General features: G+C 72.9%; 15 protein-coding genes. 9 read left to right on the top strand and 6 right to left on the bottom strand.

Annotated features, from left to right (window positions below; translation table 11 throughout):
- The first annotated feature begins 18 nt into the window (after positions 1 to 18).
- Positions 19 to 1,593 (top strand): sensor histidine kinase, encoded by a 1,575-nt coding sequence (locus ACLJQF_RS40175; protein ID WP_410615537.1) that lies wholly within the window; start codon positions 19 to 21, stop codon positions 1,591 to 1,593.
- A complete protein-coding gene (locus tag ACLJQF_RS40170) occupies positions 1,590 to 2,264 on the top strand; it encodes a response regulator (RefSeq protein ID WP_410615536.1) in 675 nt (224 codons plus the stop codon). The genes ACLJQF_RS40175 and ACLJQF_RS40170 overlap by 4 nt, the downstream gene beginning before the upstream one ends.
- Here the strand turns inward: ACLJQF_RS40170 and ACLJQF_RS40165 are convergent.
- Entirely contained in the window at positions 2,209 to 3,345 is a 1,137-nt protein-coding gene (locus ACLJQF_RS40165; RefSeq protein ID WP_410615535.1) for an FAD-dependent monooxygenase, read from the bottom strand. The genes ACLJQF_RS40170 and ACLJQF_RS40165 overlap by 56 nt on opposite strands.
- A gap of 52 nt (positions 3,346 to 3,397) precedes the next feature.
- Here ACLJQF_RS40165 and ACLJQF_RS40160 point away from each other — a divergent pair, with 52 nt between their 5' ends.
- On the top strand, positions 3,398 to 3,940 hold the full coding sequence (locus ACLJQF_RS40160) for a TetR/AcrR family transcriptional regulator (protein ID WP_410615534.1): 543 nt from the start codon (positions 3,398 to 3,400) through the stop codon (positions 3,938 to 3,940).
- A gap of 326 nt (positions 3,941 to 4,266) precedes the next feature.
- Here ACLJQF_RS40160 and ACLJQF_RS40155 read toward each other — a convergent pair whose 3' ends face one another.
- From ACLJQF_RS40155 to ACLJQF_RS40140, 4 genes are all read right to left on the bottom strand, one after another.
- Positions 4,267 to 5,052, bottom strand: a complete 786-nt coding sequence (locus tag ACLJQF_RS40155; protein WP_410615533.1) for an ABC transporter permease — start codon at positions 5,050 to 5,052, stop codon at positions 4,267 to 4,269.
- A complete protein-coding gene (locus tag ACLJQF_RS40150) occupies positions 5,049 to 5,963 on the bottom strand; it encodes an ATP-binding cassette domain-containing protein (protein WP_410615532.1) in 915 nt (304 codons plus the stop codon). Before ACLJQF_RS40150 ends, ACLJQF_RS40155 begins: the two co-directional genes overlap by 4 nt.
- Positions 5,964 to 6,044: 81 nt before the next feature.
- Positions 6,045 to 8,429: an ATP-dependent helicase HrpB gene (gene hrpB, locus ACLJQF_RS40145; protein ID WP_410615531.1), complete on the bottom strand. Its 2,385-nt coding sequence runs from the start codon at positions 8,427 to 8,429 to the stop codon at positions 6,045 to 6,047.
- Positions 8,426 to 9,256, bottom strand: coding sequence for a glutamate ABC transporter substrate-binding protein (locus ACLJQF_RS40140; RefSeq protein ID WP_410615530.1), 831 nt, complete (start codon positions 9,254 to 9,256; stop codon positions 8,426 to 8,428). The genes hrpB and ACLJQF_RS40140 overlap by 4 nt, the downstream gene beginning before the upstream one ends.
- Before the next feature lie 76 nt (positions 9,257 to 9,332).
- Between ACLJQF_RS40140 and ACLJQF_RS40135 the strand changes: the two genes are divergently transcribed.
- From ACLJQF_RS40135 to ACLJQF_RS40110, 6 genes are all read left to right on the top strand, one after another.
- Positions 9,333 to 9,839 carry a MauE/DoxX family redox-associated membrane protein gene (locus tag ACLJQF_RS40135; protein WP_410615592.1) on the top strand — a complete coding sequence of 169 codons (507 nt, stop codon included), beginning with the start codon at positions 9,333 to 9,335 and terminating at the stop codon, positions 9,837 to 9,839.
- Positions 9,840 to 9,905: 66 nt separating this feature from the next.
- A complete protein-coding gene (locus ACLJQF_RS40130) occupies positions 9,906 to 10,652 on the top strand; it encodes a DsbA family protein (protein ID WP_410615591.1) in 747 nt (248 codons plus the stop codon).
- 109 nt (positions 10,653 to 10,761) lie between these two features.
- On the top strand, positions 10,762 to 11,103 hold the full coding sequence (locus ACLJQF_RS40125) for a hypothetical protein (RefSeq protein WP_410615529.1): 342 nt from the start codon (positions 10,762 to 10,764) through the stop codon (positions 11,101 to 11,103).
- Complete coding sequence (locus ACLJQF_RS40120) at positions 11,100 to 12,212, top strand: NlpC/P60 family protein (RefSeq protein ID WP_410615528.1); 1,113 nt, start codon at positions 11,100 to 11,102, stop codon at positions 12,210 to 12,212. The genes ACLJQF_RS40125 and ACLJQF_RS40120 overlap by 4 nt, the downstream gene beginning before the upstream one ends.
- 5 nt (positions 12,213 to 12,217) lie before the next feature.
- A complete protein-coding gene (locus ACLJQF_RS40115; protein ID WP_410615527.1) occupies positions 12,218 to 12,607 on the top strand; it encodes a YbaB/EbfC family DNA-binding protein in 390 nt (129 codons plus the stop codon).
- Positions 12,604 to 13,101 (top strand): YbaB/EbfC family nucleoid-associated protein, encoded by a 498-nt coding sequence (locus ACLJQF_RS40110; RefSeq protein WP_410615526.1) that lies wholly within the window; start codon positions 12,604 to 12,606, stop codon positions 13,099 to 13,101. The genes ACLJQF_RS40115 and ACLJQF_RS40110 overlap by 4 nt, the downstream gene beginning before the upstream one ends.
- Before the next feature lie 39 nt (positions 13,102 to 13,140).
- Here the strand turns inward: ACLJQF_RS40110 and ACLJQF_RS40105 are convergent, their stop codons facing one another.
- Positions 13,141 to 14,226 (bottom strand): DUF5937 family protein, encoded by a 1,086-nt coding sequence (locus ACLJQF_RS40105; RefSeq protein WP_410615525.1) that lies wholly within the window; start codon positions 14,224 to 14,226, stop codon positions 13,141 to 13,143.
- Positions 14,227 to 14,323: the final 97 nt, after the last annotated feature.

Genomic DNA, 14,323 nt, shown 5'->3' with positions numbered 1-14,323 from the left:
CCTTGTAGCTTCGGACCCGTGCGGACGGTGACGAAGCGCAGGTGGCGGGCGGCGCTCGACGTCGCCGTCGGGCTGTTCCTCGCGTTCACCGTCGTCGTGGGCACGCTGGAGACCCGGTCGTACTGGGAGCTGGCCGGCGGTCTCGCGGTCGTGCTCGGCTCGGTCGCGACGGCCCGGCGGTACCCGGCCGTCTCGCTCGGGATCGCGCTGGCCGGGGCGCTGGCCGTGCCATTCCCCTACGGCGACCGCCTGCCCGTGTGGGTGATCTTCGTGCTGGTCGCGATGAGCTACCAGGCCGGGCTGCGGATGCCGCGTGCCCGCCCCGGAATCCTGACCGGGACGGCCTGCGCGGTACTGGGGCTCCCGATCGCGCTCCTCTTCGGCCAGGACGGCCTGGGGGACTGGGCGGCGATGGTCGCCATCCTCGTCTTCGCCGGGCTGTCGCCGTGGCTGCTCGGCCGGTACGTCCGGGTCCGCGGCGAGCTCGCCCGCACCGGCTGGCGCCGGGCCGAGGAGATGGAGAGCAGGCAGCGGCTGGTCGCCGAGCAGGCCCGGCTGCGCGAGCGCGCGCGGATCGCCAGCGACATGCACGACTCCTTGGGGCACGAACTGAGCCTGATCGCCGTCCGCGCCGCCGCGCTTGAGCTCGCGGGCGGGCTCGACGACGCCCAGCGCGATGCCGCCACGCAGCTGCGGACCAGTGCCGCGACGGCGACCGAGCGGCTGCGCGAGATCATCGGCGTGCTGCGCGAGGACGCCGCGCCGGTGGAACCGGTGCAGGGCGACCTCGGCGAGCTGATCACCCGGGCGCGGGCGTCGGGCCTGCTCATCGAGTCCACAGTGGACGTGGACGGGGCACCGCCGATGGTGGCCCGCGCCGCCTACCGCGTGGTGCAGGAAGCCCTGACGAACGTGGCGAAGCACGCGCCCGGCGCCGCCGTCACGGTCCGGGTGACGGCCACCGGCGCGCGGACCGACGTCAGCGTGGTCAACGCGCCGCCGCCCGCCGGGCCGTTGCCCGGGGCCGCGTCCGGGCACGTCGGGCTGATCGGCCTGCGCGAGCGCGTGCGGCTCGTCGGCGGGACGCTGCGGGCCGGCCCCGACGCGGGCGGGTTCGCCGTCACCGCGACGCTGCCGCACGGCGCCGCGCCGGTCGAGGCCGACACCTCTGCCGATCCCGATGCCGATGCCGAACCGTCGACGTCGGCCAGGGCCCTCGAACTGGCCCGGCGGGACGTGCGGCGCAGCCTGTTCCAGGCGGTCGCCGTCCCGCTGGCCCTGTTCGCGATGCTGCTCGCGGTCGCCGGGATCGCGTTCCTCTACCAGTGGAACTCCTCGGAGCTGCCCACGCCGGTCTACGAGCGGCTGCGGATCGGGCAGCCGCGCGCCGAGGTGGCGCCGCAGCTGCCGGAGAACCAGCGCGCCGCCCGGCCGCTGCGGAGCGAACCGCCGCTCCCGGCCGTGCCCGGCGCCGGGTGCGAGTACTACGGCACCGGGCGGTCGTGGCTCGACAACGACTACGCCGCCTACCGGCTGTGTTTCGCCGATGGGAAGCTGGTGGCCAAGGACTGGTTCACCGAGGGGGCGCCGTGATCAGGGTCGTGCTGGCCGACGACGAAGCGATGATGCGGGCGGGGGTGGCGGCGATCCTCGCCGCGGATGCCGGGATCGAGGTCGTCGCCGAAGCCGCCGACGGCCGTTCGGCCGTCTCGCAGGTCCTCGCCACCCGCCCCGACGTCGTGCTGCTGGACATCCGGATGCCCGGGCTGGACGGCTTGGGCGCGGCCGCCGAGATCCGGCGGCTGCTGCCCGCCACCGGCGTGATCATGCTGACCACGTTCGGCGAGGACGACTACATCGAGCGCGCGCTGAGCCTCGGCGCGGGCGGGTTCCTGCTGAAGTCGGGCGACCCGCGCGAGCTCCTCGCCGGCATCCACGCCGTCGCCGGCGGAGCCGCCTTCCTCTCGCCGAAGGTCGCGCAGCGGGTGATCGCCCGGCTGTCCGGCGGGCAGCTGGCGCGCGCCGCCGCGGCCCGCGAGCGGATCGCCGCGCTGACCCCGCGCGAGCGCGAAGTGCTGACGCTGCTGGGTTCCGGACTGTCCAATGCGGACATCGCGGCGAAGATGTTCGTCGTCGAGGGCACGGTGAAGGCGCACGTGAGCACCATCCTGACCCGGCTCGGCGCGAAGAACCGGGTGCAGGCGGCGATCACTGCGTACGAGGCGGGACTGGTCGGGGGAGACGCGGCGGCGCCCACCCCGTGATCCCGGCGCCGACCCGGGCGGTCGCCCTGGCCGGCAGGCCTTTCAGCACGGCTGTGCGCAGGGCGGTCGCGACCGGGTTGCGCAGCTGCGGGCCGAGCCGGCCCATCCGGACGGACTCCCGGACGACCCGCTGGCTGCGGGGCCGCCGGGTTCGGTCGTAGCTCTCCAGCGCGGCGCCGACGGTGTCCTGTGTGGACACCGCGTGGGCGAGCACGACGGCGTCCTCGATGGCCTGGCAGCCGCCCTGGCCGAGGAACGGCGGCATGGCGTGGGCGGCGTCGCCGAGCAGCGCGATCCGGCCGCGGGTGTAGGCCGGCAGCGGGCTGTCCAGGTAGTAGAGGTCGTGGTGCAGCACGGCCTCCGGCGGCGTGGCGGCGAGGAGCGCCGGGATCGGATCGTGCCAGTTCTCGAAGGCCGGTTCGAGGTCGGCTTCGCGGGCGCCCGGCTCGGCGACGGCGGAGATCCACCAGTAGACGTCGCCGCCGGTCAGCGGGAGGACGCCGACCTCGGTGCCGCGGTCGAAGCTCGTGCTCAGCCCGGTGCCGGGAAGGTGCGCGACGCCGCGGAACGCCGTGCTGCCCGCGTAGACGGGCTCCGGGTGGTCCGGGAAGAGCGTGTGGCGGACCCGGCTGTGGATGCCGTCGGCCGCGACGACGAGGTCGGCGTGGAGTTCTTCGCTGCCTACGCGGACCAGGCCGTCTTCGCGGACTTCGGTGACTTCGGCGCCGGTCTTCAGGCTTCCGGCCGGGACGGCGTCGCGAAGGGCGGCGATGAGGTCCCGCCGGTGGATCGCGCCCAGTGGCCGCCCGTGCCGGCGGGCGAACTCGGCGCCGTCGAAGCGGGTGATCCGGCGGCCGCGCCGGTCGCGGAAGCCGCCGTCGGTCTGGGTGGCCAGGCGATCCCCGAGGTCGACACCGAGTTCGTCGAGCGAGCGCAGGGCGTTCGGCCAGAGCGAGATGCCGGCGCCGACGTCGCCGAACTCGGGCGCTTTCTCCAGGACGGTGACCGTCCAGCCGACCCGGTGCAGCCCCGCGGCTGCCGCCAGGCCGCCGATGCCACCGCCGACCACTATCGCGTGCATGTCGCCCTCCTCTACAGGTGTAGAGGACTCTACACCTGTAGAGTGCGTGCTCGTGGAACGCGTTGATGTGATTGCGGACGCAGCGATCGAGGTGATCGCGGCGGAGGGCATGCGCGGCTTGACCCACCGGGCGGTGGACTGCGCGGCGGGCCTGCCGACGGGCTCGACGTCGTACTACGCGCGCACGCGGGCGGCGCTGCTGGAGCTGACGATCGCCCGGATCGTGGTACTCGACCAGGCCCCACCGCGATCGTCGGGGTCGTTGGCCGAGTTCATCGCGGGCTACGCGTTCGAGGCGATCACCGCGGGCCGGACCCGGATGCTGGCGCGGTACGAGTTCGCACTGGAGGCGACGCGGCGCCCGGAGTTGCGCGCGGTGTACGACGAGGGAGGTCTGCAGATCCGCCACCACGCGGCCGCGGTGCTGGAGGCGGCCGGTTCGACGGACCCTGCGCGGCACGCGCGGGTGGTGGTGGACTGGATGGAGGGGACGATCTTCGGGGCGTTGGCGGGGACCGGATCGCTGGCGCCGCCTTCGTCCGAGTCGCTGGTGGCGAGCGCTCGGGAGATCCTGGCGGGGATCGGGGTGGAGTGACCTCGGGCCGGTTGTCCACAGCCCGGCGGGGATGTGGACAACCGGGCCGTCGGCGAGGCTGACGTCCGGTTTTGGTCGGTCCGCCTCGATACGCTGGACCCGGGGGGCGCCCCCGCGGGGTGGCCAGGATTTCGGCAAGTCGAGGGGGCGGGCCCGAAGGGGGCGGTTTCGGCGGCGCTGGTGTGGCCGCGGTGTCTTGAATGACTCATTCAGGGCTTCGGAGGTCTTGAATGAGTCATTCAAGACGTTGGCTGAGCTGCGCTGCCGGGTGAGCGAGCCACCGCGACTTTGCCGGGCCCTGCCGGTGAGGGTGGGGGCGTTTCGTGTCAGGCGTCCCGGCGGCGCAACACCGCCGCGCCCGCCGGCAACGCCACCGCGGCCCAGGCCGCGCAGATCAGCAGCCCCACCCACGGCGCGTACGGTGCCACCGTCATCGTGATCGGATTCGGTTGCCCCGCCTCGACCATCGCGTTCACCCCCGCGATGCCCGGGAAGTACGGCATCGCCTCCGGCAGGCCCAGCGACGCCACGATCAGCGGCAGCGGGACCAGCAGCACGATCACCGACACCAGCGTCCCGGCCGCGCTGCGTAGCGCCCAGCCGATTCCCGCGCACAGCAGGCCGATCAGCGCGAAGTACCCGCCCATGCCCGATGCCGTCGTGAAGCCCGCTTCGAAGCTCGTCGGCAGGCCGTAGCCGTTCATCACCGCGGTGGCCAGTGCCATTCCCGCGCACGACAGCAGCACTCCGTACGCGAACAGGACCGGCGCCAGCACCGCCGCCTTCGCCAGCACCACCCGGGAGCGGACCGGGGTCCACAGCAGCGTCGAGCGGATGCCGCCGCCGGCGTACTCGCTCGTCACGAACAGCGTGGCCAGCGCGATCACCGCGAACTGGGTCAGGTAGAAACCGCCGCCGAGGGCGATCGTGTGGGCGCCCTGCGGATCGTCTCCGATGCGCTGGGCGATCGCCGACAGCGTGCCGTAGCACAGCATCAGGGCCGTTCCCGTCACCAGGCACCACCACGTCGCCCGGACCGACCAGAACTTCGTCCACTCCGCGGCCACCGCACCCGCGAGCCCGCCGCCGCGTACTTCCACCGAAGCCGTCATGCCGACACCCCGTATTCCACCGAAGAAGCCGTCAGTTCCAGGTACGCCTGCTCGAGCGACGCCGTCCGCTCGGCGAGCCCGTGCACGCGGATCCCCAGTTCGTGCACGAGGTCGCCGACGCGGGTCACGTCGACGCCGTCCACCACCAGCTCGCCCGGCTCGCCCGGGTGGGTCAGGCCGCCCTCGGCGCGCAACCGTTCGGCCAGCGCGGAGCGGTCGCCGCCGGCCGGGACGCGGACCGAGACCGTCGTGCGGGAATTGCCCGCGATGAACTCGGCCACCGGGGCGTCGGCCAGCAGCTTGCCCCTGCCGATCACCACCAGGTGGTCGGCGGTCAGCTGCATCTCGCTCATCAGGTGACTGGAGACGAACACCGTGCGCCCCTCGGCCGCCAGTGACCGCATCAGCTGCCGCACCCAGCGGACGCCGTCCGGGTCGAGGCCGTTGACCGGCTCGTCGAACAGCAGCACCCCCGGGTCGCCGAGCAGCGCGCCCGCGATGCCCAGCCGCTGTCCCATGCCGAGCGAGAACTGGCCGGCCCGCTTGCCGGCGACGTCGGACAGCCCGACGGTCGCCAGCACCTCCTCGACGCGGCTCGCCGCGATGCCGTTGCTGCGTGCCATGGCCAGCAGGTGCTTTCCGGCGCTGCGGCCCGGGTGCAGGGCCTTGGCGTCGAGCAGGGCGCCGACCTCGCGCAGCGGGTGCCGCAGTTCGGCGTAGCGCCGCCCGCCGACCAGGGCTTCGCCCGCCTGCGGGTGGTCGAGCCCGACGGTCATCCGCATGGTCGTCGACTTCCCCGCGCCGTTCGGGCCGAGAAACCCGGTCACCTGGCCCGCTGCGACGTCGCAGGTGAGCGCGTCGACGACGGTTTTCTCCCCGTAGCGCTTCGTGAGTCCCCTGAGTGTGATCATGCGTCGAAGTCTGCGGCCGGTGGGGGTGCGCGGGCATCGGACGACGGTCGCGGGCCGCCCCCGACTTTCGTCAGGGTTTCCTCAGCTGCGGCGGCGGGTGTGCCGGGTCGGGACGGCGCCGGCGGGGTCCTCCGGCCAGGGGTGCTTGGGGTAGCGGCCGCGCAGGTCGGCGCGCACGGCCGGGTAGCCGGACGTCCAGAAGGACGCGAGATCGGCGGTGATCGCGGCCGGGCGTCCGGCGGGGGAGAGCAGGTGCAGCACCACCGGGACGCCGGCGATCGCCGGGGTTTCGGTCCAGCCGAAGGTTTCCTGGAGCTTCACGGCCAGGACGGGCCGGTCACCGCGGTAGTCGACGCGGATGTGCGACCCCGACGGCACTTCGAGGCGGTCCGGGGCGAGGTCGTCGAGTTTCGCCGCTTCCGGCCAGGGAAGGAGGGCCTTCAGGGCGGTGCCCGCGTTGATGTTCGCGAGGTCGGCCTTCCGGCGGGCGGTGCCGAGGTTCAGCCAGCTGTCCACATCGGACAGCAGGGCGGCGTCGTCCACCGGCGGCCACGGCGGGCCGAGCACGCGGTGCAGGAACGCCAGCCGTTCGCGCAGGCGGGTCGCGTCCTGGCTCCACTTCAGGAGACCAAGGCCCTCGGTGGTGAGGCCCGCGACGAGGGCGTCGTGGACGTCGGCGTTCTTCAGGGGCCGTTCGGACAGGATGATGGCGCCGAGCTTGCGGACCCGCCGGGCGACGACATCGCCGTCCCAGGTTATTTCGTCCACTTCGGACACTTCGCCGGCGCGGACGGCGAGGGTTTCGTCGGCGGCCGCGGCGAGGCGGATGGTGCCGTGGACGCGGCCGGGATCGCGGGTGGCTTCGGCGATCGCCAGCCACTCGGCGTCGAGGCCGCTGCCGGGCGGGAGTTCGGCGGCGGTACCGCCGGCCATGAGGTAGACGGGCGCGCCACCGGGACGTCGCCGGGCGAGCCGCTCGGGGTGGGCGAGGGCGACGACGAGTGCGGGATCGGCCTTACCCGCCGGGGCAGCCGGAACCAACCCTTCCAACCGCCGCGCTTCCCTTTTCCAGCGCCGCGAGCCCTCGTCCGCCGCCGAGCGGAGGCGGCGGAGCTCCGCGTTCACGTCCGTCAGTGTTGCGCCTGCGTCCAGCAGTGCCACCACCTCTGCCGCGTTGCGCGCGCCCACCGCCGATGCCCCGTCCAGCAACGCGCGGGCCAGTCGGGGGTGCAGGCCCAGCTCCGCCATCCGCCGTCCACGCGGGGTCACCGTTCCCGCGGCGTCCGTCGCGCCCAGCGTCACCAGCAGCGCCCGGCCCGCCGCCAGCGCGCCTTCGCCCGGCGGGTCCCACCAGGCCAGCCCGCTGCCGTCGGGCGTCGACCAGCACGCCAGCTCCAGCGCCAGCCGGGCCAGCTCGGCCGTGTGGATCTCCGGCTCGGGGTACGCCGGCAGTGTCGCCTGCTCGTGCTCGGCCCAGCAGCGGTACGCCCGCCCCGGCGCCTCCCGGCCCGCGCGGCCGGACCGCTGGGTGGCCACCGCCGCCGACACGCGCACCGTCGCCAGGCCCGGCAGCCCGCGCCGGTGGTCGACGCGCGGCACGCGCGCCAGCCCCGAGTCCACCACCGCGCGCACACCCGGCACCGTCAGGCTCGACTCCGCCACCGCCGTCGCCAGCACCACCCGCCGCCGGTCTCGTGGTCGCAGCGCGTCGTCCTGGTGTGCGGCCGACAAGCGGCCGTGCAGCGGGAGAACGTCCACATCAGACAATCGCAGCAGCGCCGATGTCCGCGCGATCTCCCCGGCGCCAGGCAGGAAGGCCAGCACGTCACCGTCCCCTTCGGACAGTGCGGTGCGCACCGCACGCGCGACGCAGGCCTCGACGCGCTCGCCGCGGGCCGGTGGGACGTACGAGAACTCCACCGGGTAGGTCCGCGCCGTGGCCGTCACCACCGGGGCGTCGCCCAGCAGGGCCGCGAGCCGGCCGGACGCGACCGTCGCCGACGTCGCGAGCAGCCGCAGGTCCTCGCGCAGCCCGGCGCGGACGTCCAGGAGCAGCGCCAGCAGCAGGTCGGCGTCCAGGTGCCGCTCGTGGCACTCGTCGAGCAGCACCGTCGAGACGCCGGGCAGCTCCGGGTCGCCCTGCACGCGCCGCACCAGCAGCCCCGACGTCACGACCTCGATGCGGGTCCGCGCGGACACCTTCCGGTCGCCGCGCACGGCGTACCCGACCGTCTCGCCGACCGGTTCACCGAGGATCGCCGCCATCCGCCCCGCCGCCGCGCGCGCCGCCAGCCGCCGCGGCTCGGCGACCACCACCCGGCCCTCGGCGGCCGCCGCCAGGGCCAGCGGGACCAGCGTCGTCTTCCCCGTGCCGGGCGGCGCCACGAGCACCGCGGCCCCGCGTTCGGCCAGCGCGGCGACGACGTCGGGCAGCACGGACCGGACCGGCAGGTCGGGGAGCTTCACTTCGACGTGACCTCGGGGGGTGCGGGCAGCTGGTAACCGGACGGGCCGATGTTCGCGTTGAGCGAGCGCAGCCATTCGCCGGAGGAGATCATCTTCCGGATCGCGTCGTCGATCGCGGTCACCCCCTGGGTGTCGCCCTTGCGCAGGCCGACGCCGTAGTTCTCCTTCGAGAACGGCTTCCCGACGATCTTCAGCAGCTCCGGGTCACGCGCGACGTAACCGGCCAGGATCACCGCGTCCGTGGTCACCGCGTCGATCTGCCCGGCCAGCAGCGCGGTCACGCAGTCGGAGTACCGCGGGTACTCGACCAGCTGGACGGCCTGGGCGTACTTGTCCTTCACCTGCTGCGCCGGCGTCGACCCGGTGACCGAGCACAGCCGCCGCCCGTTGAGCGTCTCCGGGCCGGCGATGTCGGCCGACGTCCGCCGCACCAGCAGGTCCTGGCCGGTGGTGAAGTACGGGCCGGCGAACGAGACGAGCTCCTTGCGCTTGTCGGTGATCGAGTAGCTCGCCACCACCAGGTCGACGGCGCCGGAGGTGAGGTCCGTCTCCCGGGTCGCCGACGTCGTCTCGCGCCACGTGATGTCCTTCGCGGAGACGCCGAGCTCACTCGCGACGAAAGTTGCGACATCGACGTCGAACCCGACGAACCGGCCGTCGATGGTGTGCTCCGAGAGCCCCGGCGCGTCGAACCGGATGCCGATGGTCAGGTGATCCGTGGCACTCGCCCGGGTGACGAGCGAGTCCGTGGGCGAGACCTTCGCCGGACCGCACGCCGACACCGTGACCAGCAGCAACGCCGAGCCGAGGAGCGTGCGCCACCGCATCCGGCCGCTCCCTCCGCCTCACGTTGTTCTCAGGTCCCCCCGTTAGCCTAAGTGCGTGGTGCGACCGTCCCAACCCGTGCTGAACACCGTCGGCACGCTCGCCCGGCTCGGGCTGGCTGCCGTCTGGCTCGTTTCCGGTGCGCTCAAGCTGGCCGATCCGGGTCAGACGCTGATCGCCGTGCAGGCGTACGAGGTGCTGCCGGACGCACTCGAAAACGTGGTGGCCATCGCGCTGCCGCTCGTGGAACTCGTGCTCGGGCTGCTGCTGCTCGCGGGCCTGGCGACCCGGTGGGCCGCCGCGGCCGCGCTGGGCCTGCTGCTCGTGCTCATCGCCGGCATCGCCCAATCGTGGGCGCGCGGCCTGAGCATCGACTGCGGGTGCTTCGGCGGCGGCGGCCACGTGGCGGCGGGACAGACCGAGTACCCGCAGGAGATCCTCCGCGACTCGGGGTTCGCGCTGCTCGCGGTGTGGCTGCTGGCGCGTCCGCGCACCTGGCTGTCGCTCGACGGCTGGCTGGCGCGAGGTCGCGGGAACTCGGGCGAGCCCGAACACGACTACTCGGGTATCGCGGAAGGGAACTGATACACAGTGGGTGGAGCTGAGCGGACCGCGCGGAAGCGTCGTCAAGCGGCGCAGGCCGGTCCGAAGGTGGTCGCGCAGGCCAGGGGAGCGTCCGGCGACCGGCGGAAGTGGATCATCGGGATCGGGGCCGTGGTCGTGGTGGCCGCGCTCGTGATCGGCGGCGTGATCTGGACGATCTCGGACAAGAACAAGACCGAAGGGAAGGTCATCGGCGCCGGCGAAAGCACCAGCGCGCTGGCGGGCGATGTCACCCAGAAGCGTGACGGGGTGGTCGTCACCGTCGGCAAGACCGGCGCCAAGGCCTCGATCGACGTCTACGCCGACTTCCTCTGCCCGATCTGCGGCGAGTTCGAGAAGCAGTACAAGGGCCAGGTCGAGCAGGCGATCAACGACGGCAAGCTGCAGGTGCGCTACCACATGGTGCCGCTGCTCAACCAGCGTTCGAGCCCGCCGGGCTACTCGCTCGACTCGGCGAACGCGGCGCTGGCCGCGGCCGACGCCGGCAAGTTCCTCCAGTTCCACGACGCGCTGTTCGCCAACCAGCCCGAAGAGGGCAAGCGCGGCTACGACAAGGCGCAGCTGATCGAGCTCGGCAAGAACGTCGGCATCACCGACCCGGCGTTCGCCCGGACGGTCAACGCCGGCACCTACGACCAGCAGCTGAACACGGCGTTCCAGCAGATCGAGAACGACCCGAAGCTGGCGCAGGACTTCGGCGGCGGGCAGACCGGGTTCGGCACGCCGACGGTCACCGCGAACGGCTCGATCGTGTCCTGGCAGGACCCGTCCTGGCTCGCGAAGGTCGTCGGCTGACTCCGGGCAATTCGCCCTTCCGGGTACGGACTGTGGACTAGGCTGGTCCCGCATCAGGGGAACCGGGGGTGCCGCGCGCGCGTCGCATCCCTGGTGACAGGGAGGGCCAGTGGACGGTTCGGGGTTTCACGTCGATGAGGGCGCGTACACGCGGTACGCGCGCGAAGTCGACCCGCTCGGCGACGACGTCAAAGGGGCTGCCGACAAGCACGTCGGCCCGCATGTGACGCTCGGCGGCCACGGCTTTTCGGAGATGGGCGGCGAGTCGGGCTTCTCCGGCGCCTACAGCGGCCGGATGCGCGCGCTGCAGGAAAAGCTGCACCGCGTCGGCGGCGGCTGGGGGCAGGTCGGGGAAGCGGCCCGGCAGACCGACCGCAACTACGCGGCGGTCGAGGGTGAACACGGCGACGTCGTCCGGCGGCTCGGCGGCGACCTCGGGCAGGGCTCGTGACCGAGCACACCGACCAGCTCGTCCGGCACCACCTGGACACGACGAACCAGTTCGCGCAGAAGCTGCGCCACGACCCGGCCGCCATCGGTGGCGCGCGGGACGCGCACGTCGCCCTGCAGACGTCGGTGGGCCGCACCCGCGACGTCGCGTCGGACCAGCGTGTTTCGCTGGCGTCGGCCAGCTCCGGCTCGACGACCGACCGCGCCACGGCGACGTCGCAGAGCCTGGAGAAGGAGGTCCAGGACCTCCTCGACGAGAGCGCCGAAATCGAGAAGGCCGTCGCGGAGGCGGCCGAGACGCTGCACGTCGGCGAGATCAAGAACGACCAGGTCCGCGACCAGATCATCAAGGAGATCGCGGCGTCGATGAAGGCGCTGGAAGCGGTGAAGACCATCCAGCCGCCGGAGAGCCGCGGCGCCGCGTCGCGCGACATCCTGATGAAGCTGCAGACGAAGATCAGCCAGCTCACCGGCCAGGCGGCGACGTTCAGCGAGCAGACGATCAACGACCTGACCGCCATCGGCACCCGGCTCGGCGGCGAAGAGCAGACGACCTCGTCTTCTTCGGCCTCTTCCTCGACGAAGGTCGGGTCGTCGTTCAACAGCAACAGCGGGTACTCCGGCGGTTCGGACGGCGGGGGCGGCGGCGGTGGGGGCGGCGGCGCCGTCCACAAGCCGCGGCTGCCGGTCGCGATCCCGCCGCAGCCCGGCAGCGGCGTCGCGATCAACCTGCCCGGCGGCAAGCAGGTGATGGCGCCGAACGAAACCGCGGCCAAGGCCGTGCGCAACGCGCTTTCGCAGCTCGGCGTGCCGTACGTGTGGGGCGGCACCGCCCGCGGCGTCGGCCTCGACTGCAGCGGGCTGACCATGACGTCGTACCAGGACGCGGGCCTGCAGCTGCCGCGCACGGCGGCGCAGCAGACGGTCGGGGCCGAGGTGCCCTCGATCGACCAGCTGCTGCCCGGCGACCTCGTGGTGTGGTCCGGGCACGTGGCGATGGTGATCGGCGACGGTCAGATGGTCGAGGCGGGCGATCCGGTGCAGATCAGCAAGATCCGCACCACGAACGCGGGACAGTCGTTCATCGGCTTCTACCGCCCGACGGGGTGATGGCGTTGGCTGACTTCGACATCGAGCTGGCTTCTTCGCGGATCGCCGAGCAGGCATCGCGGGCGGGCGCGGAGGTTTCCGGGCGCCTGGCGCGCTCGGGCCCGGTGGTGGGCAAGGCGGCGTCGCCGGACAGCACCATCGAAGTCCGGGTGGCACCCGGCGGATTGCTGACGGGGCTCACGATCCACCGCTCGGCGCTGCGGCACGGGTCCGCGGTGCTCGCCGACCGGATCTTCGAGCTGGCCCAGCGCGCGACCCGGCGGGCGGGCGACCGGATGTACCACGCGCTGTCGTCCGCCGTCGACCGCGAGCAGCTGGAAACCTTGGGCTACCAACCGATCCCGGACGACGATCCGGACGCCGAGACGTACTCGTACGGAGGAGGACCGAGGTGATCACGACCCGCCGGCTGATCGCCCAGGCCCGCGCCCGCGAAGAGGCGATGGCCCGCGTGGAGGAGCTCCTGGCCTCGGCGTCCGGCACGGCCCACGACCTCGACGGCCAGGTCGAGGTGACGGTCGACGCGCGGGGGAAGCTGCTGCGGTTGTGGCTCGCGCCCTCGGCGGTGGAGCTGGGTGAGCGCCTGGGGCCGCTGGTGGTGGAGATCGCCCAGGCGGCCATGCGTGAAGCGACCCAGGACGGCTACAACAAGGTGGCCTTGCTGGTGGGCGAAGACATGACGTACATGATCGAGCAGATGACCGGCATGCCCGCGCCGGCCCGGGCCGAGGATGACGACCCGGGGATGACGGTCGAGGAGTTCCAGCGGCTGCGGGCCGAGCGGCTGGGGTCTTCGCCGGCACCCGCTGCGGCTCCCGCTGCGAGCGTGGAGGACGAGGACGCCTATTGGGAGTCCTTCGACCCGGCTTCGCTGCGCTCGGACCGCTGACAGTTTGTGTTTGTCCCCGCTTCGAGGATCGAGAGCCACTCAGCGCAGTACGGCCGCCAGCAGGTCGGCTCCCAGTGCCGTCAGATCGGGCAGATTGACGGTGTACCGGACGTAACGGCCCTGCCGCCGGGCCATGAGCAGGCCGGCGCGGCGCAGGACAGCGAGATGGCGGGAAACTTCCGGGGGCGAAAGTTCCCAGGCGTGGGCCAGCTCACCGGTGGTGTGCGGGCCGCGGGCCAGGGTGCGCAGGAGCCGCAGCCGTACCGGGTGTGCGAGTGCCTCCAGCCGGAGCGTGACCGTCTCCAGCGAGACTGGCTCCGAGGCACTCGGCCCGGCGACGGGGTACTGCAGCACCGGCTGCCACCCGGGCGCGTGGATCGCCACCAGATGCGGGCGGCCGAAGGCACTGGGAAGGAAGGTGACCCCGGCGCCGTGGGCGGTGGTCGCATCGTCTTGCAGCTTGTCCACGATGATGCAGTTGCCGTCGGGTGCCAGGGTGACGGCGCCGGAGACCGATGCGAGTGCCGCCCCGATGCCCTGGCGCTTCAGCAGGTCGTTCTTCCGGCGCAGGTCAGTGGCGAGTTGCCCGGCGACGCCCGTCCAGGCGGCGTCGAAGAAGGCCTCGGCGCACTGTTCGAGGGTGTCCCTGACCCGCGCCCGCACGGCTGCGGGGTCTGCGAGCAACCGTTCCGCGAAGGCCTCCTGGAGCGCGCCGCGGGCCTGGGCGAGGTTCAGTGCCCGCTCGCGGGCCGTCGCGTCGGCGAGCGGTGACGGCGCGCCGAAGTGGACCCGGTTGCTGCCGCACGTGGTGATGAGCGCGGCGGTCACATAGGTTTCATCGTCGATCCGGTCCACCTCGTCCAACTCCTCGGTGAGGGTCGGCCGGGGACGCGCGGGGACCAAGAAGTGGGCTCGTGAGGAACGCCAGAGGAACTCCGCCTCCCGCAGCCGCTCGGCCAGCTCCGGCCGCAGCCCGGCCCAGACGTCCCCGGCCCAGCCGGTGAGCTGCGGGTGATGCCCGGGTTCGGCCAGCACGTGCAGCATCGCGGTCAGCTCGGCCAGCGGCGACGCGGTGAACCGCAATCGCTCGGCCGGCAGGCCGCTGATGTCGATCCTCAACGTCATCCCCCCATCATCACTGGTCGGCCGGCCGGCGTCCGCGTCGATTGACGGTGTCCGTCAATCGACGCGGCAAGCCGGAATGCTCGACGCACCGTTGACG

Source organism: Amycolatopsis sp. lyj-109 (assembly GCF_046548995.1).
Taxonomy (GTDB): Bacteria; Actinomycetota; Actinomycetes; order Mycobacteriales; family Pseudonocardiaceae; genus Amycolatopsis.
Note: the sequence above shows the minus strand (reverse complement) of the source record. Positions and strands in the feature narration are given on the sequence as shown.

What these genes read in the sequence shown, in the direction of transcription:
- ACLJQF_RS40150 (WP_410615532.1), bottom strand. Translation starts at nt 5,963, where the DNA reads ATGATCACACTCAGGGGACTCACGAAGCGCTACGGGGAGAAAACCGTC.
- ACLJQF_RS40165 (WP_410615535.1), bottom strand. Translation starts at nt 3,345, where the DNA reads ATGCACGCGATAGTGGTCGGCGGTGGCATCGGCGGCCTGGCGGCAGCC.
- ACLJQF_RS40140 (WP_410615530.1), bottom strand. Translation starts at nt 9,256, where the DNA reads ATGCGGTGGCGCACGCTCCTCGGCTCGGCGTTGCTGCTGGTCACGGTG.
- ACLJQF_RS40155 (WP_410615533.1), bottom strand. Translation starts at nt 5,052, where the DNA reads ATGACGGCTTCGGTGGAAGTACGCGGCGGCGGGCTCGCGGGTGCGGTG.
- ACLJQF_RS40105 (WP_410615525.1), bottom strand. Translation starts at nt 14,226, where the DNA reads ATGACGTTGAGGATCGACATCAGCGGCCTGCCGGCCGAGCGATTGCGG.